The organism is Cupriavidus sp. C1SS-2L (assembly GCF_057073735.1).
Genome location: NZ_CP172709.1, coordinates 1,366,638 through 1,388,595, shown reverse-complemented (window position 1 = coordinate 1,388,595; position 21,958 = coordinate 1,366,638). Strand labels below are relative to the sequence as shown.

Genomic DNA, 21,958 nt, shown 5'->3' with positions numbered 1-21,958 from the left:
TTCAGGCCGCCGGCGTCATGATCTGGCTGTTCACGAGGACCGGCAGCGGCGCCGGCTTCTCGTCGAGCATGGCGGACGCCACCTCATAGCGATCGCGGCCCTGCTGCTTGGCCTGGTAGAGGGCGCGGTCGGCATCCGCGAACAAGGTGCGCCACAGCAGCTCCTTGCTACCCGTTGCACCGTGCAGCTGCGCGACGCCGATGCTCACCGACGCGAAGCACTCCTTCCCCGGCAGCGGAATGGCGCGGACCTTGCGAAGGATACGGTTGGCCAGCGCGGTGGCCTGGTGTTCGTCGGTATGCGGGCAGAGGATGCAGAATTCCTCGCCGCCGTAGCGTCCGGCCACGTCCGAGGCGCGGCGCGAGTTGTCCAGCGCCTGGGCCACTTCGCGCAGCACGGCATCGCCGGCATGGTGGCCGAAGGTATCGTTGACCTGCTTGAAGTGGTCGATATCAATGACCAGACATGACAGCGACTGCCCGTCGCGCTGCCAGCGCGCAACCAGGCTAAGTGCCGACATGTCGAGCGCGCCGCGATTGAGCAGGCCGGTCAGCGCGTCCACGCGCGCGCCGCTTTCGTTGTTGGCGATGATCTGCTCCATCGCCATCACCGTGAAGCCGAACAGGCCCAGCAGGACGGCGATCAGCGGTGCCAGCGCCCAGGCCGAACCGGCCGGGCCAGCGAAGAACAGGGTCAGGTCTTGACGCTCGGCGGCAACCTGGCTAAGCGCATGGCTGGCCCCAACGAGCTGGGTGGACAGCTGCAGCAGGCTCGACACCAGCACCAGCGGGGCGCCGATGCTGCGCCGTCCGCGCCCGGTGGTTACGAGCGTACCGATCGTCGCCAGCGACATCATGGCCAGCACGACATAGACCCCCGCCTGCAGCATGCGCGTTCCCTGCGGCAGGCCGTAGTAGACGCGAACGCCGCGATAGATCAGCAGCCAGCCCACCATGAAGGCAGCGGCCCCGGCCATGCCGATGTGCGGCGCCCCGCCGGCCGCGCTGACCGCCAGCGCCAGCCCGGCGCCGGAGCCAACCACGTGGCCGAACGCCCATAGCCGCCCCGCTTCGATCGCGCGCAGCGCAAAGACCAGCCCGGCCGCAATGACCAGCGTGCTGGAAAAGAACACCATCATGACGACCGCAATGGTCTGCTGGTCCAGGTGCACGAGAATCCCTTAACAAGGCCATGAGGGATGCCGTCGATCGGTTTCGAATCGACATGACGGCACGGGGTAAAGGGGGGCGACCGCGAATGATATCCCGCTCCGGCGCCAGCGGGGCACCCCCGACAAGCCGGGTCGCCTCGGTGCAACACCCGCACGCAACAGGTCAGGCGACGAGGTCAGGCGGCGGCCGGCATCTCGGGGAAATCAGGGAACGTCCCACCGAGCGCTTGAGTCAGCCCGCGGGCGGCGCCAAGGACATCGTCACGGAAGTCTTCGCGGAACCGGCTTGTCGGACAGGTCAGCGTAAGCGCGCCCGCCAGGGCGCCGTCGGGCCCGAATACCGGCGCGGAAACGCCGGCGATATCGGGGCTGCGGTCCCCGACCAGCGCGATCACGCCCTGGCGGCGGATGCGTTCGTACAACTCGCCGCCTTCGCCCGCAAACGCGCGCAGCACGCGCCCGCCGGCGCCGCGGTCGCGCGGCAGCAGTTCGCCCGCGCGGATGTGGTCGCGCACAGGCTGCGGCGAATCGACGCGATACAGGCACAGCCTGTGCTCGCCCTGCTCGACATGGAAGGCGGCACTTTCACGCGTGGCCTCGACCAGCGCGCGCAGCACCGGCATGACCACGGCTTCCAGCGAGAACGACGCGGCATAGACCGCATTGAGCCGCGCCACCTCCGGCCCCAGGCTGTAGCGCCCGTCGGGCCGCCGCTGCACCAGCGCGGCATGCTCGAGCGAGGCCAGCAGCCGCAGCAGCGTACTCTTGTACAGGCCCGAGCGTTGCGCCAGGTCCGCCAGCCCGAGCGAGGTATCGCCAAGCCGGAACGCGGACAGCACGAACAGGGCGCGATCCACGGCTACGGCCCCGCCTTCGGCGGCGTGCTTGTCGGCTTCGGAGACCTGGGCGGCTTTGCGTGGCATAGGTGGACGCGGAAAGAAAACCGGCGTGCAATGCACGCCGGCATGACGGAACGAGCAATCACCGTATAGAACGGACCTGCCCTTGTCAATGTGTGGCCGCCGGACCGTCAGCGATGGCCGCCTCCGTGGAAGCCACCGCCGTGCGCGCCGCCCATGCCGCCACCCATGCCACCGGCCATTCCGCGGCCCGCGCCGCCCCCCATGCCACCACGGTAGCCGCCGGGCGGCATGGCACGGAAGCTGCGGCCGCCCCAGCCAGCACCTCCGCCATAGCGGAAGTAGACATGGTGCATCGGGTGCACATGGTGATGGCGATCGACGAAGATGAAGGCCGCGCCATAGCCTACGGCCACCGGCGCCCAGTTCCATGCATCGCCATCGTCGTCGTAGTAGTACGGCGTCGAGTAGTAGGCGCCGCCGCTGCCGTCCACGAGTTGCCAGCTGCCGTCTGGCTGCAGGCAGGCCACGCCTGTCACCTGCTGCCACTGGCCATTGATGACCACCTGGCCAGCCACCAGTTGGCACGGCGGTCCCGTGCTCCACGCCTCGTCCGCCAGCGCCGGCGTGCCGGCGCAAAGGCCGATACCGGCTATTACCCAGGCCCCCGCCCATCTTGCAGCACGGTCCATGGCCATACCTCCTGCACAACAACTATGCGGGCCGCCCATGCAGCCCGTTCCTGCGACCTCGCCTGATACCTGTTGTATAGGCGTATACGCGCGGCGCCGCAGGTTTATTCCGCCATGTGGCAATGCTGCGATGTGCGTTGCGCACACTGCCTTTAGCCTCTCCGCGCCGTATGCGCGCGGCACTGTCGCAGAACAGCGCCGCCGGCGACTGACAGTGGCGTTTTTCCGCAACAACAATGGCTGGCGGCGCGACTTCGTGACGCAGGCAAAGGCGCCTTAAAGCACATCGTCCCGAGGCATTCGCCGCGTAGGCGCCACATGCCTGAATTAGAAGGGTTATTGCCCGCTTTTGGTTAAGCCGTTACTGCATTGCATGGATAGAATCATGCGTTATCCCGCCGCAGCTTTACTTTTTCGCTTTGTATGACCCCTTCCGATCTCTCGCTTGGCGACATCCTGGATGACTTGCGCAGCGCACCGCGCCCGCTCACGCCATCCGAGCACACCTATCTTGCCCACCTCAGGCAGCGGATCGTCACCGGTGACGCCGACCTCTGGACCACGCTGGAAACCGCCGGCGTGCCATGCCGCGAACGCCGGCTGTCACCCGAAGTCGTGCTCGCGCTGACTGCGCTCGGCCAGTTGCCGCTGCACTGACGCCGCACGGGGCGCGTTGCCGCCCTGATGTGGATGCTTCTCCCCCCGCTTTCCGCCCGTCCCAAGAGGATCCCACCTGGGAAAGCCGAACGAAACTTCCGACGTATCGCGACAAGGTTGCGGAAGTTTCTGAATCAAGGTGGCCACGCCGGTGGCTACGATCAGCGTTTTACCCAGCGCCACCACGCCGCGCGAACCGGCAGCCTGCGGCAGGCTGTCGGCAGCCGGCATGGCCCCTTGCATGGCACACCTCCTGAAGAACCGGCGCGTGAGCCTGTTGTCCCTGCGTGCGTTCGTCGCACTCATGCGTTATCGGGACTCAAGCCGCGCGGCATCCGAACTTGGCATCCAGTCACAGCGGCTGCACTATCAGCTGCGCAGCCTGGAGTCCGCGCTGGATACCACACTGTTCCGCGTCTGCAGCCCGCACTGGCTGCCCACGCCTGACGCCGTCCGCATGCTGCCCCGGGCGCAGCGCGTGCTGGCGATGTGGCGCGATATTCTGGACACCCTCGCGCGCGAGCCCGTCATGCCGGCATCCGTGATGCCGCCCTATGGCCCCGTGGCGTTCTGGGTGCGACAGGCCACCATGTAGCGGGCCCGTCACGGCTGTGTGCGGCAACGTGCGGCTACTCGCGCAGGCAGCTGTACGCCTCCGTCCGGTACGGAAACGCCACCTGCGCATGGCCAGCCAGTGCCGGATCATCGTCGATCACGGCCTCCAGTTGGGCGCGTACTTCGGCTTGCCGCTGCGGCGGCAACGCGGCAATAAAACTGACCGACATCACGCGATCGACGATGACTTGCTGCGGCGGGCCGGCGTGCACGTAAGGCAGGCTCTCAAGCGCGAGCGGCCCGAATCCATCAGCCGGAAACATGCGCTTCCAGTCGCCCTTGTAGAACCGAGGCGCATCGCCTTCGTATGGCGTCATGATCGCCGTGAGTCTCGCGACCCAAGGCACACTCTCATCGCGCACGTTCCACACCAGTCCCAGCATCCCGCCGGGACGCAGTACGCGGCGGATCTCCGCCATGGCGCGATCGTTGGCAAACCAGTGGAAGGCCTGGGCGCAGACGATGGCATCGACGCTCGCATCGGGCAACGGCATCGCCTCGGCCGCGCCGGCAACGGCCTTCACCGCTGGCAGCGCAGCGGACAATTGCGCGCGCATCTCGTCGACCGGCTCTACCGCAATGACAGTGGAACCGGTCGCGGCCAGCCGCCGCGAAAACTTGCCAGTGCCGGCGCCGAGGTCGACAACCGTCTTGCCCTGACCAAGGCCCAGCGTTCCACGCAACCAGTCGCCGATGGCTTCGGGGTATTCCGGTCGGCCGCGGGCGTATGTGGCGGCCTGAGCGGCGAAGCCTTCGGCGGCGGCGTGGTGGATCTCTGTCATGCGGGACTCCGATGAGTGTGGCGATGGCCGTTGATATCGGAGCCGTACACTACTCCCGCTTGATGGACAGGGCAACTAATGCTGCATGCCCCAGCGCCGCACGGTCAGCCGCTCCAGCGTCGTGAACACCAGCCCTTCGACCAGCAAGCCGATCAGGATCACCGTAGCCAGGCCGGCGAATACGCGGTCCGTGTAAAGCTCGTTGCGGTTCTGGAAGATAAACCAGCCCAACCCGCCCTGCCCCGACGATGCGCCGAACACCAGCTCCGCCGCGATCAGCGTGCGCCAGGCAAAGGCCCAGCCGATCTTCAGCCCCGACAGGATCGCGGGCAGTGCAGCCGGCACGAGGATCAGCACCACGTAGCGCACGCCGCGCAGCCCGTAGTTGCGCCCGGCCATGCGCAGCGTCTCCGGTACGCTGCGAAATCCCGCATAGGTATTGAGCGCGAGCGGCCACAGCACCGAGTGGATCAGCACAAAGATCAGGCTCTTGCTGCCGAGGCCGAACCACAGCAGCGCCAGCGGCAGCAGGACGGGATGGCACTGCGCAGCGGGCACGAGCCTTGCACTGCAGGGAACGGGCAATGGCAGGGTCAAGGAATGATATCGCTGGGCCTTATGCGGCCGGCGCATATCCATGTCGGGACATTTGCCACCCCCACATCTGGACAGCAATCAGCCGTGTTGCTGCTTGTCCTCGATCAGCCTTACCAGTGCGTGCAGCACCCGGTTGGCTGGCACTGGGATGCCCAGCGCGTCGCCGCGGCGCACGATCAGGCCGTTGAGATGATCGATCTCGCTGCGCTTGCCGCGCGCGAGGTCCTGCGCCGTCGATGACGACTGTCCGGGCATGGTCTCCGCAATGCGGCGGATCGCCAGCGCGACATCGTCGGGCAGCTTCACGCCTTCGGCGCGCGCGACGGCGAAGCATTCCTCCATCACGTCGCGCATCACGGCCTCGACGCCCTCGCCGCGAACAAGGCGTCCGTATGGCAGTTGCGTAATGGCCGACAGTGCGTTGTATGCGCAGTTCAGGATCAGCTTGGCCCACAGCGCGCCGCGCACATTGTCGGAGGTTTCGACTGGCACGCCTGCGGCGGCAAATATCGCGGCTAGGTTTGCGCCGTGACTGGTCGGCTCGATCACGAGTTCGCCGCGGCCGTGGTGCCTGACATGTCCGGGGCCAGCCATTTCAGTAGCCACGTAGACCACTGCCGCGGCCACCTCCTGCTCCAGCAGGCTGCGCAGCGTGTCGGCGTTCTCCACGCCATTCTGTAGCGACAGCACCAGCGCGCTCTTGGCAAGCGCCGGCTTCATCGCCAGCGCGGCGCTTTGGGTGTCGGTCGATTTCACGCAGAAGAGGACGAGGTCAGCGCCCTGTACGGCGCTGGGGTCCGAGCTGGCCGACACCTTGACCTGTTCATCGAACGATTGCGTTTCGAGCCGCAGGCCGGTTGCTTCGATGGCCTGTACGTGTTGCGGGCGGGCGATCAGGATGACTTCGTGGCCGGCCCTCGCTAGCATTCCGCCGTAGTAGCAGCCGACGGCTCCGGCGCCCATGATGGCGACTTTCATGATTGTCATGCTCCGGGGGGTTGGGATGAAGGATTATGGCAGGGGCAGGGTTCTCGGCGGGTGATCGCTGTTTTTGCCGGGGTCTTCGGCGGGGGCTTGCGGTTCGGGCCCACAACCTCAAAAAGTCCCAAACGCGCATAAGCAAATGCAGTATGGTTCTTTCCCCCACATGGCCTGAGCCACCCCGCGCTGCTACCATCCCCCAAGCCCGACGCATCCGTTCGCCGCGGCTCCATCCGGCATCTTCCGCACGCGTGCCGGTCCAGCACCTCTCCAAGAACAACCCGAACATGAGACTTGAAACCCTTGCCGTCCACGGCGGCTACTCGCCCGATCCGACCACGCGTGCCGTAGCGGTACCGATCTATCAAACCGTCGCCTACTCGTTCGACAGCGCCCAGCATGGCGCCGACCTGTTTGACCTGAAGGTGCCAGGCAATATCTACAGCCGCATCATGAACCCGACCAACGACGTGCTGGAGCAGCGCCTGGCCGCGCTCGAAGGCGGCGTCGGCGCACTTGCGCTGGCTTCGGGCATGGCGGCCATCACCTACGCGATCCAGACCATCGCGGAGGCCGGCGACAACATCGTCTCATCGAGCCAGCTTTACGGCGGCACCTATAACCTGCTCGCGCATACGCTGCCACAGTCGGGCATCGAAACGCGCTTTGCCGATGGCCGCAATCCGGCGAGCTTTGGCGACCTGATCGACGAACGTACCAAGGCCGTTTTCGTGGAATCGGTCGGCAATCCGCTCGGCAACGTGGTCGATATCGAAGCGATTGCGCGCGTGGCGCACAACCATGGCGTGCCCCTGATCGTCGACAACACCGTGCCCTCTCCGTATCTGTGCCGGCCGTTCGAGCATGGCGCGGATATCGTCGTGCATTCGCTGACCAAGTACCTGGGCGGCCACGGCAACAGCGTGGGCGGCGCGATCGTGGACAGCGGGAAGTTCCCGTGGGCCAAGCACAAGGACCGCTTCAAGCGCCTGAACGAGCCCGACGTGTCATACCACGGCGTGGTCTATACCGAGGCACTGGGCCCAGCGGCCTACATCGGCCGCGCGCGCGTGGTGCCCCTGCGCAATACCGGCGCGGCGCTGTCGCCGTTCAACGCGTTCCTCATCCTGCAAGGCATCGAGACGCTGGCGCTGCGCCTGGACCGCATCACCGAGAACGCGCTGGCTATCGCTCACCACCTGCAGAAGCATCCGAAGGTGGCATGGGTCAACTTCGCAGGCCTGCCGGAGCACGCTGATCACGCGCTGGTGCAGAAGTACCTCGGCGGCCGCGGCCCCGGCATCCTGTCGTTCGGCCTGAAGGCGGGCGGACGTGAAGGCGGCGCGCGTTTCCTCGACGCGCTGCAGCTGTTCACGCGCCTGGTCAACATTGGCGATGCCAAGTCGCTGGCTACGCACCCGGCCTCGACCACGCACCGCCAGCTCAATGCCGACGAGCTCAAGGCCGCCGGCGTGAGCGAAGACATGGTGCGCCTGTCGATCGGCATCGAGCATATCGATGACCTGATCGAAGACCTCGACCGCGCCCTCGAAGCCGCCTGAGCGTCGTGCCGCTTGCCGCGCTCGCTCGATGATGTGGACTATGCGTTCGTCAACGGCAACTTCGCGCTGGCTTCCGGTTTGAAACTGACCTCGGCGCTGGCGCTCGAGAAGATTCCCGACTACTACATGAACCTCGTGGCGATGAAGACTGCGGACCTCAACAAGCCGTTCGTCAAGGACATTCGCGACGCCTATCAGTCGGCCGAGTTCAAGACCGTGGCGCAACAGCGCTTTGCAGGGTTCGTGCCGCCGGCTTATCAGAAATAAGCGGTCGGCCGAACCCAGCCAAGATGGAAAAGCTCCCGCGGGAGCCTTTTTCTTTTTTGAAGAGGTCAATGCGACACTTTTTCTGATTTTGCCCTCGCCTGCCCCTCAATCTACGGGCCGATAGTGCACACCCGTGATCTTTCCTAGAATGAAGTGATCCACTTGCCTGACGCAAGCTTGAGGCGGGTGCCTATCACATACTGACCCCGACACCCCATGCCCCCAGAAAACCAGCGACTAGCCGATCTTTTGCGCAACGAGCAGGACAGCGTGATCCCGGGATGGACGGCGGAGTACCAGGTCTATGCAGAGGGGAAAGCGCTGACCCACGATCTGATTTCCGAGCAGCGGGCGATCCTGCGGGCACTGGAAGCCGGCATGCGTGGCGCCGGGGATGCCGCCCAGTTCAGAGCCGCGGCGTCATGGACTGCGTTGCGAGAGACGCTGACGCGGCTATCCAGCGCGCGCGCCGCACAGGGCGAAACCGCCGACGTGACCAGTGGCTTCGTGCTGGCGCTCAAGCGGCCGATCTTCGAAGCCCTGCAGCGGCAGGCTGGGGGTGTGGAGGACCAGATCAACGTCATCTGGGCTGCCTCGGACATTGTCGACCGCATGGCGCAGTGGACTGTGTCCTCGTACCAGAAAATGCGCGAAGAGATCATCGTGCGTCAGCAGCAGGAGCTGATGGAACTGTCGACGCCTGTCATCAAGCTGTGGGAAGGAGTACTGGCGGTGCCCGTGATCGGAACGCTCGACAGCAGCCGCTCGCAGATGGTCATGGAAACACTGCTGGAGCGGCTGGTGGAAACCGGCTCGGAACTGGCCATCATCGACATTACAGGGGTGCCTACCGTGGATACGCTGGTGGCGCAGCACCTGATCAAGACGGTGACCGCCATTCGATTGATGGGTGCCGAAAGCATCATCAGTGGTATCCGCCCACAGATTGCACAAACCATTGTCCATCTGGGCATCGACCTGCAAGGCATCACTACCAAGTCCACCCTGGCCGATGCGCTCGCCACCGCGATGCGCCTGACGGGACACACGGTGTCGCGCGGCGCTGCCTGAGACGCAGAAACCGCCATGGAACGGATTCCAATCTTGCGGATGGGCAAGCACCTGCTCGTGACCATCCAGATCGATATGCAGGACCAGACCGCTCTGATGTTGCAGGAAGATCTGGCCGGGCAAATAGAAAAGAGCGGCGCACACGGCGTGCTGATCGATGTTTCGGCACTGGAAGTAGTGGATTCCTTTATCGGCCGCATGCTCGTCAGCATTTCGGATATCGGCAGGTTGCTCGGCGCCACCACCGTCGTGGTGGGTATCCGGCCCGCCGTGGCGATTACGCTGGTGGAGTTGGGATTATCGCTCGGAGGTGTGCGCACGGCGCTGAATGTGGAGCGTGGCATGGCCATACTCGACGGCGTGCGGAGGAACTGACGTGGCCGACGAACTGCCTGGCACCGGATGTGCGCCGCTCCGCGACGAGCGGGACATCGTGCAAGCGCGCGCCTTGGTCCGCACATTGTCAGGCCAGCTCAAATTCTCGCTGGTGGAGCAGACTAAGATGATCACGGCGGCAAGCGAGCTTGCACGCAACACCATGGTGTATGGACTCGGTGGCGAGATGCGTTGGGAGATCCTGGACGAGGGCGTGCGCCGCGGGCTGCGCCTGCATTTCGAGGATCACGGCCCGGGCATACCGGATGTCGAGCAGGCGCTGGTCGATGGCTGGACCACCGGCACCGGTCTTGGCATGGGGCTGTCGGGCAGCAGGCGCCTGGTGAACGAACTGGTCATCCGTACCCAAGTTGGCGAGGGAACCTGTGTCAGCATCACTCGGTGGAAGTAGACGCCACGGACCACACCTCATCGTACCGATGGGCGATTCAACCCGCGTCGGCGAAGTCCGGCGGCAGGCGACGGAAATGTCGAGACGGCTTGGATTCGATGCAGTCCAGGCGGGGCGGCTCGCGCTTGCCGTCAACGAGCTTGGCAACAACCTGCTGCGCCATGCCAAGCGTGGCCGCATGTTGCTGGCGGCAAGCGAAGTCGCGGACAGCGTGGCGATCGAATTGCTGTCGATGGACGATGGCCCGGGCATGGCCGACCTACAGGCCTGCTTGCACGACGGATACTCAACGGCCGGCAGCGCGGGCCAGGGACTCGGTGCGGTCCGCCGCCTGGCCGACGATTTCGATATCTACACGCGCCCCGGCTCCGGCAGCCTGATCCTGGCACGCTTCTACCGCGAGCGTGACATCAATGGCGGAGCGCGTCGCCCGGACCACGGCTTTGCGATTGGGGCCGTGTGCGTGCCGGCCCCCGGCGAGCACGTCAGCGGCGATGGATGGGATGTGGCCTTGCACGACCGGCGCGCCGACGTCATGATGGCTGACGGTCTCGGACACGGCCCGGACGCGGCACACGCGGCGGTGGCCGCCCTGCAGGCCTTCGACCGGCAACGAGGAGGCAATCCGCGCCATCACGTAGAACAGGCGCATGCCGCATTGCGGGGGACGCGAGGTGCGGCGGTGGGCGTCGCGCGCATCGACGCCGGCACCAATCGCATCTGCTTTGCAGGCGCGGGCAATATTATCGGACGCGTCATCTCTGGCCTGGCAGACCGCACGCTGATCAGCCAGAGCGGCACGGCAGGGCTGCAAGTGCGTACCGTGCAGGAGCAGCACCTGGAATGGCCGGACCATGCCCTGGTGATTCTGCATTCCGACGGCATCCAGTCGCGCTGGAATCTCGACGACGCCAGCGTGCTGCAACGCGACCCCGCGCTGATTGCCGCCTTTGTGCTCTGGAGGTTCTGCCGCGGACGGGACGATGCCACGGTGGTGGTCATCCGCCGCGCGGAGGTCTGAAATGAACGCACCCGCTTCCACCCCCCAAGACATTGCCAGCCTGCAGGCAGCACTGGACGCGCGTACGCGGGAAGTGGAGACCTTGCGCACCGAGATCGACGAGACCAACCGCGGTGTCGTAGCGCTCTACGCCGAACTCGACATCCAGGCGGAACAGCTTCGGCAGGCCACCGAACTCAAGAGCCGCTTTCTGGCCTATATGAGCCACGAGTTCCGCACGCCGATCGTGGCGATTCAAAGCATCACGCGTTTGCTGATCGACCGTGTCGATGGCCCACTTACCCCGGAACAGGAGAAGCAGGTCAGGTTCGTGCGCGATACGGCCGCCGAGTTTGCCGGCATGGTCAATGACCTGCTGGACCTGGCGCGCCTGGAAGCGGGCCGCGTCGATGTATCGCCGGCTTGGTTCGACATGGTGGCGCTGTTCGATGCGCTGCGTGGCATGTTCAAGCCGGTGCTGACCAATCCCGAGGTATCGCTGATCTTCGAGGAGCCACATGACGTGAGCAAGTTGTTCAGCGACGACCGCAAGGTGTCGCAAATCCTGCGCAACTTTATCTCGAACGCGCTGAAATTTACCCCCAGTGGTGAAGTGCGGGTTTCGGCGAAGCGCGAGCCTGGCGACATGATCATGTTCTCCGTGCGCGATACCGGCATCGGGATACCGGCGGAGGCGCATGGCGCGGTGTTCGGTGACTTCGTGCAGGTCGATTCGCCGCTGCAGCGCCGCTATCGCGGCTCGGGACTCGGACTGGCGCTCAGCAAGCGACTGGCGGAACTGCTCGGCGGCTCGATAGGCTTCGAAAGTCAGGTCGGGGTCGGTTCGCGCTTCTACGTGACCTTGCCCGCGACGTTCCCGAGCCAGAGCCAGGCGCCCGCTGGAGACGGTCATGCCGGATAGCGTCGACGTCGTCCCGGGCGGACACGCAGCGGGCGGCGCCGTCCAGCCGCTGGTGCTGGTGGTGGACGACAATCCCGTCACGCGGTACGCGACGGTGCGCGTACTGGCAACCGCCGGGTTCCGGACCGTAGAAGCCGAGATCGGGCAGCGGGCCCTGGAGCTCGCCGATGTCAGCGTGTCGGCCGTGGTGCTCGATGTCAACCTGCCCGATATCGATGGCTTCCAGGTCTGCAGGATCCTGCGCGGACGGCCGGAAACCGCCACCATACCCGTGGTGCATCTGTCGGCCACCTATATGGCCGATTGCGACAAGGTGCGCGGCCTTGATGCAGGTGCCAGCGCCTACCTGACGCACCCGGCCGAGCCAGCCATACTGGTGGCCACGATCTCGTCACTGATACGCGCAAGTGCCGCCGAACAGTCCTTGCGCGAAAGCGAGGCGCGCTTTCGCGCGATCTATCACCAGGCCATCGGAGGCATCTGTACGCTGGACCTGTCCGGGCGCTTTGTCGACGTGAACCCGGCCATGGTGACGCTGCTGCAGCGGTCAGGAGCGGAACTCGCGGGGCAGCCCGTCGCTGAGTTTGCACCGCAGGACTGGCGAGAGCGAGTGGCCGAGTCCACCGGGCGCCTGCAGGAGCACGGATGGCAAGGCACTTTTCCGCTTTGCAACGCCCAAGGCGAAATCATGCACCTCGAGTGGAGTATCTCTGCCGTGCTCCAGTCGGGTGTCAAGGTCGCCGTCGTGTCAAACATTACTGACCGGGTCAACCTTGAACGCCAGCGCGAGCAGCTGATAGAGCGCGAGCAAGCGGCACGTGCAGCGATGGAGCGTCTGAACCGCATGAAGGATGACTTCATCGCGATCCTGTCGCACGAATTGCGCAGTCCGCTAAACGTGATTTCCATCTGGACCCATGTCCTGAACCAACACATCAACTCCGACGAAGGCCGGCGCGGACTGGCCGCTGTCGAACGCAATATCGCGATTCAACGCCGCTTGATCGCGGATCTGGTCGACGTGTCGATGCTCAACGTTGGCAAACTGAAACTTGAGCTCGAGCGGGTCAATCCGGCCGAACTCGTCCGCGTTGCGGTCGAGAGCATGCAGCGCCAGGCTCAGGAGCGCAACGTGACACTGGTCACGGAGATGCCGCCTGTGTTGGCAGATGCTGCGTGGCTGGACCCTGCCCGTTTCGAACAGATCCTGTGGAACCTGGTATCGAACGCGATCAAATTCTCGCCCGAAGGGGGCATCGTGCGGATCGAGGTGGCATCAAATGGCGGTGCCTTGCGCGTTCGCGTCATCGATCACGGACGAGGTATTACCGCAGAGTTTCTGCCGCTGCTGTTTGACCGGTTTACCCAGAGCGAAGATGCCAACCGTCGACAGCATGGCGGGTTGGGACTGGGCTTGGCCATCGTCAGGCAACTGGTGGAAATGCACGGCGGTACGGTGCAGGCATCCAGCGCCGGCGTGGGGCTGGGCTCGACCTTCGAGGTCACGATTCCATTGACCGCCCCCGCGCGAAGCGACGAGGACGCCCCGCTCGCCGTAGCTCCTTCAGCACCGGATGCCATGCCACTAAGCGGCCTGGACGTACTGTTGTTAGAGGATGACATGGATGCGCTCGCCGCGCTCACGGCGATCCTGACTGGCTACGGCGCACTTGTGCGCCCGGCCGGTGACGGCGAGGAGGCATTCGATCAGGTGACCACCAGCATGCCGGATCTGATCATCAGTGACATCGGTCTTCCCGGATGCGATGGCAACGACCTGATTCGCAGGATTCGTGTGCGCGAGGCCGTTGCCTCTCTGGACCATGTTCCCGCCGTGGCGCTGACGGCATTCACGCGACAGCAGGATCGACGCGCCGCAATGGAATCCGGATTCGATGCGGTGTGCGGAAAGCCTCTGCGACTGCAGGAATTGTTGAACGCGATCGAGAAGGCGTTCGCGCTGGCGGGATAACACGCCCGTGGATCCACGCCCCACGGCCGAAGCGGGGCCCCAGGCCCCTTTTGCGCCCCGTGCAACATAAACGCCGCTTTCCAATCCCCGCGCGCGCGCCCATGCCCTAAACTCAAAGCAACCCGACCCGATCCTGCCGTCCCACAAGGACGTGCGGAATCCCTGACACGCACATCGGAGGCGGCCACATGGGCACGGTTGCGAGCTTTGACATCGGCTACACACGATACCTCGACCCGCCGGGCGCAACCCCGGTTTCCTCTTCCCCTCTCCCGCCATTCGCCAACGACCCGGACGCGCTGCTGCCGCTGTACCGTGCGATGGTGCTGACCCGCCAGTTCGACCTCAAAGCCATTGCGATGCAGCGCACCGGCAAGATCGGCACGTTCGCATCGGCGCTCGGGCAGGAGGCGGTCGGCGTTGGCGTAGCCAGCGCGATGCGGCCCGAGGACATACTGGTGCCGTCGTACCGCGATCACGCCGCGCAGTTTGTGCGCGGCGTCACCATGACCGAAAGCCTGCTGTACTGGGGCGGCGACGAGCGCGGCAGCGGTTTTGCGGCGGCGCCGCACGACTTCGGCAACAACGTGCCGATCGGCACGCAGGTCTGCCATGCGGCAGGCGTGGCTTACGCGGTGCAGTTGCGCGGCGAGCCGCGCGTGGCAGTCTGCATGCTTGGCGATGGTGGCACCTCGAAAGGCGATTTCTACGAGGGGATGAACATGGCCGGCGCGTGGCATGCGCCGCTCGTGATCGTCGTCAACAACAACCAGTGGGCCATTTCGATGCCGCGCAGCCGCCAGACCGCTGCGCACACGCTCGCGCAAAAAGCGATCGCCGCGGGCATTCCCGGCGAGCAGATCGACGGCAATGATGTCGTGGCAGTGCGTCACCGCGTAGGCGAAGCGATCGAGCGTGCGCGCGCCGGCGAGGGACCATCGCTGATCGAAGCGATCACGTACCGGCTCGGCGACCACACCACGGCTGACGATGCCTCGCGCTACCGTGACGAGTCCACGGTCAAGGCGCACTGGCAGGCCGAACCGCTGCTCAGGCTGCGCGAGCACCTGGTAAAGCTCGGCGCGTGGGATGCGGGGCGCGAAGAAGCGCTGGTGCGCGAATGCTCGCAGCAGGTCGCGCAGGCCGTGGAAGCTTACCTGGCGCTGCCGCCGCCCGATCCCGCCGCGATGTTCGACTGCCTGTACGCGACCATGCCCGCAGCATTGCAAGAGCAGCTCGCGACGGCACGGCGCTATGCCGCGCCGCATGGCCAGACCAACCCGAACTGAGGCGAGCGCACCATGGCTGAAATCACTCTGGTCGAGGCCGTCAACCAGGCGCTCGGCTACGCGCTGGAGCACGACCCCGATGTCATGCTGCTCGGCGAGGACATCGGCGTGAATGGCGGCGTGTTCCGCGCCACGGTAGGGCTGCAGGCACGATTCGGTCCGCAGCGCGTGCTCGACACCCCGCTGGCCGAAGCCGGCATTGTCGGCGCCGCGATCGGCATGGCGGCGATGGGGCTCAAGCCCGTGGCGGAGATCCAGTTCACGGGCTTTATCTATCCGGCCATCGACAACATCATCAACCACGCCGGGCGCATGCGGCACCGTACGCGCAACCGGCTTAGCTGTCCGCTGGTGGTGCGCTCGCCGTTCGGCGCGGGCATCCACGCGCCCGAGCACCACTCGGAAAGCCCGGAGGCGATGTTTGCCCACATGCCGGGCATCCGCGTGGTCATCCCGTCATCGCCGGCACGCGCCTATGGCCTGCTGCTCGCTGCGATCAACGATCCCGACCCGGTGATCTTCCTGGAGCCGACGCGGCTATACCGGCTGTTCCGGCAGGAAGTCGCGGACGACGGCGCGGCATTGCCACTCGACGCCTGTTTCACGTTGCGCGATGGCAGCGACGTCACGCTGGTGAGCTGGGGCGCAATGGTGCAGGAAACGCTGGCCGCAGCCGATCAGCTTGCCGAGGAAGGCATATCGGCTGCCGTGATCGACGTGGCGACGCTCAAGCCGCTCGACATGCAGACCATCCTCGAATCAGTGGCGCGCACGAGCCGCTGCGTGATCGTGCACGAAGCACCACGCACGGCGGGATTCGGCGCGGAGATCGCTGCGGGGCTGGCTGATGCGGGCCTGTACTCGCTTGCGGCGCCGGTGCAGCGCGTGACGGGCTTCGACACCGTGGTGCCGCTTGCGCGGCTGGAACACACCTATCTGCCGAGCGTGGCGCGCATTGTCGATGCCGTGCGCAAGGCGCTGTCGGCATAGTGGCAATAGTCTTACGGGGACGCAACGATGAGAGTCTTCAAGCTGCCCGACCTGGGCGAAGGCCTGCAGGAAGCCGAGATCGTGACGTGGCATGTGAAGGTCGGCGACACCGTGGCCGCGGATCAGCCGTTGCTGTCGGTCGAAACGGCCAAGGCCATTGTGGAAATCCCCTCGCCGTATGCCGGCACGATTGGCAAGCTGTTTGCACAGGCGGGCGACCTCGTCCACCTTGGCGCGCCGCTCGCGAGCTTCGAAGGCGCGGGCAACGATGCCGATGCGGGCACCGTAGTAGGCGCGGTCAAGGTCGGCTCGCATGTGGTGGCAGAATCCGCCACGCCGCTGAGCGGGGGTGCGGCCGGCGCGGGCATCAAGGCCACGCCGGCGGTGCGCGCGCTGGCAAGGCGGCTCGGCGTGGACCTGGCGATGGCAAACCCGTCCGGGCCCGACGGTGTCGTCACGGCTGCTGATGTGGAACGCGTCGCATCAACACTGGCTGAAACCGGCCCGGGTGAAGTGCTGCGCGGCGTGCGTCGTGCGATGGCGCAGAACATGGCGCGCGCCCAGAGCGAAGTCGCCGCCGCGACCGTGATGGACGATGCCGATATCCATGCGTGGCAAGGCGCGCATGACGTGACGATCCGGCTGGTGCGCGCGCTCGTGGCCGGTTGCCGTGCGGAGCCGGGGCTCAATGGCTGGTACGAGGGCCAGACCGGCAAGCGGCACGTGATGCAGAAGATCGACGTCGGCATCGCCGCCGACCTGCCCGAAGGCCTGTTCGTTCCCGTGCTGCGTAATGTGGGCAACCGCGACGCCGCGGATCTGCGACACGGCCTGGACCGCATGCGCGCCGATATCCGCGCGCGCACGATCGCGCCCGAGGAAATGCGCGGCAACACCATCACGCTGTCCAACTTCGGCATGATCGCGGGCCGCTATGCCGCGCCGATCGTGGTGCCGCCCACGGTGGCGATCCTCGGCGCCGGCCATATCCGCGACGAAGTCGTCGCGGCCAATGGCGTGCCGGCCGTGCACCGCGTGATCCCGCTGAGCCTGACCTTCGACCACCGCGTGGTCACGGGTGGCGAGGCCGCGCGTTTCCTGGCCGCGGTGATCGCCGACCTGGCGCTGCCCGAATAGGGACAGGCGAATTCAGGCCAGCCGGATCTCGCCGTCGAACGTCGCGCTGAGCTTGAGCTTGCCGAGCTCGAGCGTCATCTTGACCGGCAGGATCTCGTTCCCGTCGAGGTCGCCGCTGGCCAGCGCGGCCGCCACGGCCTGTTCGATCTCGCGCTGGGAGCCGACGCCGACGGTCTTCAGGAACTTGCGGATGCTCGTATTGAAGGCTTCCTGATCCATGGCTGTCTCCTGCCGGGTTTCGTCGTGTATGCCTTGATAGTAGTGCAGGCCGGCGCGGGACTGGCGCGCGCTCGCAAAACGCGCTACACAGGAGGCTGGCCGCCGCCCAGGAGATGCCATGCCCGCCGTCCAGGACCGCCCCCGACTGACGCATCGCTGGCAGCACCGCCTCACGGTGCTGCTGGCCACCGCGCTGCTGCTGGCCGGCTGTGCGAGCCTGCCGCCGCAGGATGGGCGCGTAGGCACCTACGCGGTGACGCCAGCGGACACGGCCAGTACGCTGCTGGCCCGCACCATGGCGCCGATGCTCTCGGCGCACCCGGGCCAGTCCGGGTTCTATCCGCTCGCCAGCGGCCCGGACGCACTAGTGGCACGCATCGCGCTGGCCAGGGCCGCGCAACGCACGCTGGACGTGCAGTATTACATCTACGACGGCGACCTGACCGGCAAGACGCTGCTCGCCAACGTCATCGCCGCCGCAGACCGCGGCGTACGCGTGCGGCTGCTGCTCGACGACCTGCACGTGGCCGGACAGGACCGCATCCTGTCGGCGCTCGATGACCACCCGAACATCGAAGTCCGGCTGTTCAACCCATTCGCCTCGCGCAGCCTGCGCATGGCCGCGATGGCGCTCGACTACAGCCGGCTGAACCGCCGCATGCACAACAAGTCAATGACCGCCGACAACCAGCTCACGATCGTCGGCGGCCGCAATATCGGCGATGCGTATTTCTCCGCCGACAAGGGCTCGGATTTCACCGATCTGGACCTGCTGCTGGCGGGCCCCGTGGTGCCCGAGGTCTCGGCGGTGTTCGACGACTACTGGAACGGCGCCGCCGCCTACCCCGTCAGTGCGCTGGTCAAGCCGCCCGAGGACGCCGCGGCGCAGCTGCAGGCCTTGCGCGACTACCTCGACAAGCACGTCGCCGAAGCGCGCGGCGGCGAGTATTCGCAGACCCTGCTGTCCTCGGGGCTCGCGCAGGCGCTCGAAAGCGGCAAGCTGCCCGCGTACTGGGGCCAGGCCACGGTGATTGCCGACAAGGCCGCGAAGGTCACGCTGCCGCCCGAAGACGATTCCAGCCATGCGATTCCCAAGCTCGTGAAGCTGCTTGGCAGTGCGCAACAGGAACTGGCGCTGGTATCGCCCTATTTCGTGCCGAACCGCAAGGCCGTCGAATGGTTTGCGCAGATGACGCAGCGCGGCGTGACGGTGCGTATCCTGACCAACTCCTTCGCTGCGACGGATGTCAGCGCCGTGCACGCAGGTTATTCGCCGTGGCGCAAGGACCTGCTCGAAGCGGGCGTGGAACTGTACGAACTCAAGCCGTCCGCCTATGCGGAGATGGCGCGCGAAGGCAAGCAGGGCCACCGCAGCATGGTCAGCAAGAGCCGCGCGAGCCTGCATGCCAAGAGCTATATGGTGGACCGGCGCCTGCTATTCGTCGGATCGCTGAACCTGGACCCGCGCTCCGCCCGGCTCAATACGGAAATGGGCGTGGTCGTCGACAGCGCGCCGCTGTGCGTGGCACTCGGCAAGGACCTGGACCAGGCGCTGCTGGATGTCGCCTACAAAGTCATGCTCGCGCCGGACGCCGACGGTAGTGGCTCGCATCTGGTGTGGGTCACACGCGAGAACGGCCTGCTGCGCACCTATGACAGCGAACCGGACATGGGCGCGCTGCAGCATCTCGGACAGGGACTGCTGCGGATGTTGCCGATCGAAGAGGAACTGTAGGCGCCCGCGGGCCGCTGGAGCCGCCGGGGCCGCTGTATATAATGCGTTTCCGATTGCCGCCGCGCATCGCGGCTGACCTCCATGGAATCCAAGACCGCCCGCCTCACCATACTGATCGATCCGGTCAAGAAGAAGGCTTTCGAGACCCTGTGCGCATCGCAGGACCTGACGCCATCGCAGGTGGTGCGGCAACTGATCCGCGAATACCTCGCGCAACACGGTGTGGACTACGCCACCAAGGCAAAGGCCGCCGCCAAAAAGAAAGCGCCCGCCGACAAGGCCTGAGCCGCGCTGTCACTGCTCGCGCGCAAGCTGCGCGCAGCGCTCGGCCGCCGCAGCCAGCGTGTCCTGGTAGTTGGCTTCACCGAGCGCGGCCAGCACCCCCGCGCGCATGAGTTTCTGGCGCACGCGCGCGTTCGCCTCGCACAGCACCACGGCGACGCCGCGCTCGCGGAGCTTGCCGATTACCTCATCCAGCGTCTGCAAGCCAGTCATGTCCATGAACGGCACGCGGCGCAAGCGGATGAGCAGCACGCGCGGATCGGTATGCGTCTGGATCAGCGCACGCTCGAAATTCTCCACGGCACCGAAAAAGAATGGCCCGTCGATGCCATACACCAGCACGCCTGGCGGCAGACCGGGCGGCGTGCCGCCGTCGCGCGACAGTTCGTGCTCCAGATCGGGCGCGTCCTGGCGTGACACTTCGACCGACACCGACATGCGCCGCAGGAACTGCAGCATGGCCAGGATCACGCCGATATTGACGGCCACTACCAGGTCCGTTAGCACGGTCAGGCTGAACGTGATCAGCAGGATCGCCACGTCGGCACGCGGCGCGCGGCGGACCATGCGCGCGAAATGGCGCAGCTCGCTCATGTTGTAGGCCACCACGAACAGGATCGCGGCCAGCGCGGCCAGTGGCACGTTGGCCGCCAGCGGCGCCAGGAACAGCACCACCAGCACCAGCGTGACCGCATGCGTGATGCCGGCCAGCGGGCTGTTGCCGCCGTTGCGGATATTCGTGGCGGTACGCGCAATGGCGCCGGTCGCCGCAAAGCCACCGAACAGCGGCGCGACGACATTGGCCAGGCCCTGGCCCATCAGTTCCTGGTTCGAATCATGGCGCGTGCCGGCCATGCCGTCGGCAACCACGGCCGACAGCAGCGACTCGATCGCGCCGAGCATGGCGATGGTGAAGGCTGGCCCGGCCAGCTCGATGACGCGCGCGAGCGTGACCTCGGGCAGGGACAGCCCCGGCAAGCCGCGTGGCAGCCCGCCGAAGGCGCTGCCGATCGTCGCCACGCCCTCGAAGCGGAACACCGCCTGGATGGCGGTGGCCGCCACCAGCGCCAGCAGCGGCCCGGGGATGCGGCGCAGCCAGTGCACGCGTGGCGCCCCGACAACCAGCAGCAGGCTCAGCACGGCAATCGCCGTCGTCGCCACGTGCAGTTGCGGGAAAACCTGGAGCAGGTGCCAGAGCTTCTCGTGGAAATGTTCGCCGGCGACCGCCGGCAAGCCGAAGAAATCGCGCCACTGGCCGACGAAGATGATCACGCCGATGCCGGCCGTGAAACCCACGATGACCGGCGCCGGAATAAAGCGGATCACGCTGCCGAGCCGCGCCAGCCCCATGGCCAGCAGGATCAGCCCCGCCATCAGCGTGGCGATCTGCAGGCCGTCGATGCCGTGCTTCGCGGTAATGCCGGAAAGGATCACAATGAACGCGCCGGTGGGCCCCGCGATCTGCACGCGGCTGCCGCCGCACGCCGACACCAGCAGTCCCCCCACGATCGCCGTGTACAGCCCCTGCTCGGGCTTCGCGCCCGACGCAATGGCAAACGCCATGGCCAGCGGCAATGCCACCACGCCGACGATGGCGCCGGCCACGATGTTGGGAAGCCAGTTCTTGCGGTGGAACAGTCCTGCCTGCCAGGCTTCGCGCAGCGCCATCATTGTGCGACCTCGTTGTCATCGGGGATCGATATGCACATAGGATGATAACAGTGTGTTAATGATCATCACTGCCATGCGGCTTGCGTCCGGGCCCGCTTCCGATCCTGTTGCCACGACCGGCCAGTTCCTATACTGGAGTGGCCCGCGCGGACCGGGGCATGCGCCAGGCGCCAGCGCGCCGGCTTCCCGTGGACTCTGGCAAGCGGAGGACATGATGTTCAGGCACTTCCTGGTTCCCACGGACGGCTCGCCCCGAGCCGACGCTATGATTGCACGGGCCATGACCTTTGCCGAGCGCATCGGTGCCCGGGTCACTGGCCTCCATGTGATCCCCCAGTACCACCTGATGACCTACCGGCTCACCAGCCTGCAGGAGTCGCGGGAAACGTTCGCCGCCGAGGCCGCGCGCCACGCTGAGGAATTCCTGCTTGCCCTGAGCCGGGCGGCAACCCAGGCAGGCGTACCATGCGAAACCGTCACCGCCACGGACGACCACCCGTGGCAGGCGATCGTCCTGACGGCGCAGCAGCGGGACTGCGACCTGATCGTGATGTCGTCGCACGGGCGGCGCGGCCTGCAGGCCATGCTGATCGGCAGCGAGACGCACAAGGTCCTGACGCACAGTACGATTCCCGTGCTGGTGTTTCACTAGCGGCATTTCATTAGCCCCTTTGTCTTCACCCCCAACCAAGGAGTTCG

At 66.0% G+C, this 21,958-nt stretch carries 22 protein-coding genes and 2 pseudogenes; 16 read left to right on the top strand and 8 right to left on the bottom strand.

Annotation, left to right across the window (positions count from 1 at the left end):
- Window position 1: 1 nt before the first annotated feature.
- From ACIGJG_RS24085 to ACIGJG_RS24075, 3 genes are all read right to left on the bottom strand, one after another.
- Window positions 2-1,171 (bottom strand): GGDEF domain-containing protein, encoded by a 1,170-nt coding sequence (locus tag ACIGJG_RS24085; RefSeq protein ID WP_483674022.1) that lies wholly within the window; start codon window positions 1,169-1,171, stop codon window positions 2-4.
- Window positions 1,172-1,347: 176 nt separating this feature from the next.
- On the bottom strand, window positions 1,348-2,094 hold the full coding sequence (locus ACIGJG_RS24080; RefSeq protein ID WP_011301075.1) for an IclR family transcriptional regulator: 747 nt from the start codon (window positions 2,092-2,094) through the stop codon (window positions 1,348-1,350).
- Window positions 2,095-2,201: 107 nt separating this feature from the next.
- The gene (locus ACIGJG_RS24075) at window positions 2,202-2,723 is read right to left on the bottom strand and encodes a hypothetical protein (protein ID WP_483674021.1); all 522 of its coding nucleotides are present in this window, start codon (window positions 2,721-2,723) and stop codon (window positions 2,202-2,204) included.
- A gap of 423 nt (window positions 2,724-3,146) precedes the next feature.
- Here ACIGJG_RS24075 and ACIGJG_RS24070 point away from each other — a divergent pair, with 423 nt between their 5' ends.
- The gene (locus ACIGJG_RS24070; RefSeq protein ID WP_011301077.1) at window positions 3,147-3,380 is read left to right on the top strand and encodes a hypothetical protein; all 234 of its coding nucleotides are present in this window, start codon (window positions 3,147-3,149) and stop codon (window positions 3,378-3,380) included.
- A gap of 241 nt (window positions 3,381-3,621) precedes the next feature.
- Window positions 3,622-3,975, top strand: coding sequence for a LysR family transcriptional regulator (locus tag ACIGJG_RS24065; protein WP_041680279.1), 354 nt, complete (start codon window positions 3,622-3,624; stop codon window positions 3,973-3,975).
- A 34-nt stretch (window positions 3,976-4,009) separates the two neighbouring features.
- Here ACIGJG_RS24065 and ACIGJG_RS24060 read toward each other — a convergent pair whose 3' ends face one another.
- The 3 genes and pseudogenes from ACIGJG_RS24060 to ACIGJG_RS24050 all read right to left on the bottom strand — a co-directional run bounded on the left by ACIGJG_RS24060 (window position 4,010) and on the right by ACIGJG_RS24050 (window position 6,352).
- Complete coding sequence (locus ACIGJG_RS24060; RefSeq protein ID WP_011301079.1) at window positions 4,010-4,777, bottom strand: class I SAM-dependent methyltransferase; 768 nt, start codon at window positions 4,775-4,777, stop codon at window positions 4,010-4,012.
- 75 nt (window positions 4,778-4,852) lie between these two features.
- Window positions 4,853-5,308, bottom strand: a pseudogene (locus ACIGJG_RS24055) (ABC transporter permease); the annotation flags it as partial.
- A 144-nt stretch (window positions 5,309-5,452) separates the two neighbouring features.
- The gene (locus tag ACIGJG_RS24050) at window positions 5,453-6,352 is read right to left on the bottom strand and encodes a ketopantoate reductase family protein (protein ID WP_011301081.1); all 900 of its coding nucleotides are present in this window, start codon (window positions 6,350-6,352) and stop codon (window positions 5,453-5,455) included.
- A 290-nt stretch (window positions 6,353-6,642) separates the two neighbouring features.
- Here ACIGJG_RS24050 and ACIGJG_RS24045 point away from each other — a divergent pair, with 290 nt between their 5' ends.
- The 11 genes and pseudogenes from ACIGJG_RS24045 (at window position 6,643) to ACIGJG_RS23995 (ending at window position 17,352) form a co-directional block, all read left to right on the top strand.
- Window positions 6,643-7,917, top strand: coding sequence for an O-acetylhomoserine aminocarboxypropyltransferase/cysteine synthase family protein (locus ACIGJG_RS24045; protein WP_041680574.1), 1,275 nt, complete (start codon window positions 6,643-6,645; stop codon window positions 7,915-7,917).
- 3 nt (window positions 7,918-7,920) lie between these two features.
- Window positions 7,921-8,184, top strand: a pseudogene (locus ACIGJG_RS24040) (MetQ/NlpA family ABC transporter substrate-binding protein); the annotation flags it as partial.
- Between the two features lie 216 nt (window positions 8,185-8,400).
- Window positions 8,401-9,255: an STAS domain-containing protein gene (locus ACIGJG_RS24035; protein ID WP_483674020.1), complete on the top strand. Its 855-nt coding sequence runs from the start codon at window positions 8,401-8,403 to the stop codon at window positions 9,253-9,255.
- A 15-nt stretch (window positions 9,256-9,270) separates the two neighbouring features.
- On the top strand, window positions 9,271-9,630 hold the full coding sequence (locus ACIGJG_RS24030) for an STAS domain-containing protein (RefSeq protein ID WP_011301085.1): 360 nt from the start codon (window positions 9,271-9,273) through the stop codon (window positions 9,628-9,630).
- A 1-nt stretch (window position 9,631) separates the two neighbouring features.
- The gene (locus ACIGJG_RS24025; protein ID WP_041680280.1) at window positions 9,632-10,042 is read left to right on the top strand and encodes an anti-sigma regulatory factor; all 411 of its coding nucleotides are present in this window, start codon (window positions 9,632-9,634) and stop codon (window positions 10,040-10,042) included.
- A 28-nt stretch (window positions 10,043-10,070) separates the two neighbouring features.
- On the top strand, window positions 10,071-11,063 hold the full coding sequence (locus ACIGJG_RS24020) for an ATP-binding SpoIIE family protein phosphatase (protein WP_041680281.1): 993 nt from the start codon (window positions 10,071-10,073) through the stop codon (window positions 11,061-11,063).
- Between the two features lies 1 nt (window position 11,064).
- The gene (locus ACIGJG_RS24015; RefSeq protein ID WP_011301088.1) at window positions 11,065-11,964 is read left to right on the top strand and encodes an ATP-binding protein; all 900 of its coding nucleotides are present in this window, start codon (window positions 11,065-11,067) and stop codon (window positions 11,962-11,964) included.
- 52 nt (window positions 11,965-12,016) lie between these two features.
- Complete coding sequence (locus tag ACIGJG_RS24010; protein ID WP_483674019.1) at window positions 12,017-13,936, top strand: hybrid sensor histidine kinase/response regulator; 1,920 nt, start codon at window positions 12,017-12,019, stop codon at window positions 13,934-13,936.
- Window positions 13,937-14,124: 188 nt separating this feature from the next.
- Window positions 14,125-15,225, top strand: a complete 1,101-nt coding sequence (gene pdhA, locus ACIGJG_RS24005; RefSeq protein ID WP_011301090.1) for a pyruvate dehydrogenase (acetyl-transferring) E1 component subunit alpha — start codon at window positions 14,125-14,127, stop codon at window positions 15,223-15,225.
- Window positions 15,226-15,237: 12 nt separating this feature from the next.
- Complete coding sequence (locus ACIGJG_RS24000) at window positions 15,238-16,215, top strand: alpha-ketoacid dehydrogenase subunit beta (RefSeq protein WP_011301091.1); 978 nt, start codon at window positions 15,238-15,240, stop codon at window positions 16,213-16,215.
- Window positions 16,216-16,242: 27 nt separating this feature from the next.
- Window positions 16,243-17,352, top strand: a complete 1,110-nt coding sequence (locus ACIGJG_RS23995; RefSeq protein WP_011301092.1) for a dihydrolipoamide acetyltransferase family protein — start codon at window positions 16,243-16,245, stop codon at window positions 17,350-17,352.
- A gap of 12 nt (window positions 17,353-17,364) precedes the next feature.
- Here ACIGJG_RS23995 and ACIGJG_RS23990 read toward each other — a convergent pair whose 3' ends face one another.
- Complete coding sequence (locus ACIGJG_RS23990) at window positions 17,365-17,571, bottom strand: DUF6494 family protein (protein ID WP_220630085.1); 207 nt, start codon at window positions 17,569-17,571, stop codon at window positions 17,365-17,367.
- Between the two features lie 118 nt (window positions 17,572-17,689).
- Between ACIGJG_RS23990 and ACIGJG_RS23985 the strand changes: the two genes are divergently transcribed.
- Window positions 17,690-19,306 (top strand): phospholipase D family protein, encoded by a 1,617-nt coding sequence (locus ACIGJG_RS23985; protein WP_483674018.1) that lies wholly within the window; start codon window positions 17,690-17,692, stop codon window positions 19,304-19,306.
- Between the two features lie 81 nt (window positions 19,307-19,387).
- On the top strand, window positions 19,388-19,591 hold the full coding sequence (locus ACIGJG_RS23980) for a ribbon-helix-helix domain-containing protein (RefSeq protein WP_011301095.1): 204 nt from the start codon (window positions 19,388-19,390) through the stop codon (window positions 19,589-19,591).
- A gap of 9 nt (window positions 19,592-19,600) precedes the next feature.
- On the opposite strand, the gene ACIGJG_RS23975 is transcribed toward ACIGJG_RS23980, so the two are convergent.
- The gene (locus tag ACIGJG_RS23975) at window positions 19,601-21,259 is read right to left on the bottom strand and encodes a SulP family inorganic anion transporter (protein ID WP_483674017.1); all 1,659 of its coding nucleotides are present in this window, start codon (window positions 21,257-21,259) and stop codon (window positions 19,601-19,603) included.
- A gap of 214 nt (window positions 21,260-21,473) precedes the next feature.
- Here ACIGJG_RS23975 and ACIGJG_RS23970 point away from each other — a divergent pair, with 214 nt between their 5' ends.
- Window positions 21,474-21,911: a universal stress protein gene (locus ACIGJG_RS23970; RefSeq protein ID WP_483674037.1), complete on the top strand. Its 438-nt coding sequence runs from the start codon at window positions 21,474-21,476 to the stop codon at window positions 21,909-21,911.
- Window positions 21,912-21,958 lie beyond the last annotated feature (47 nt).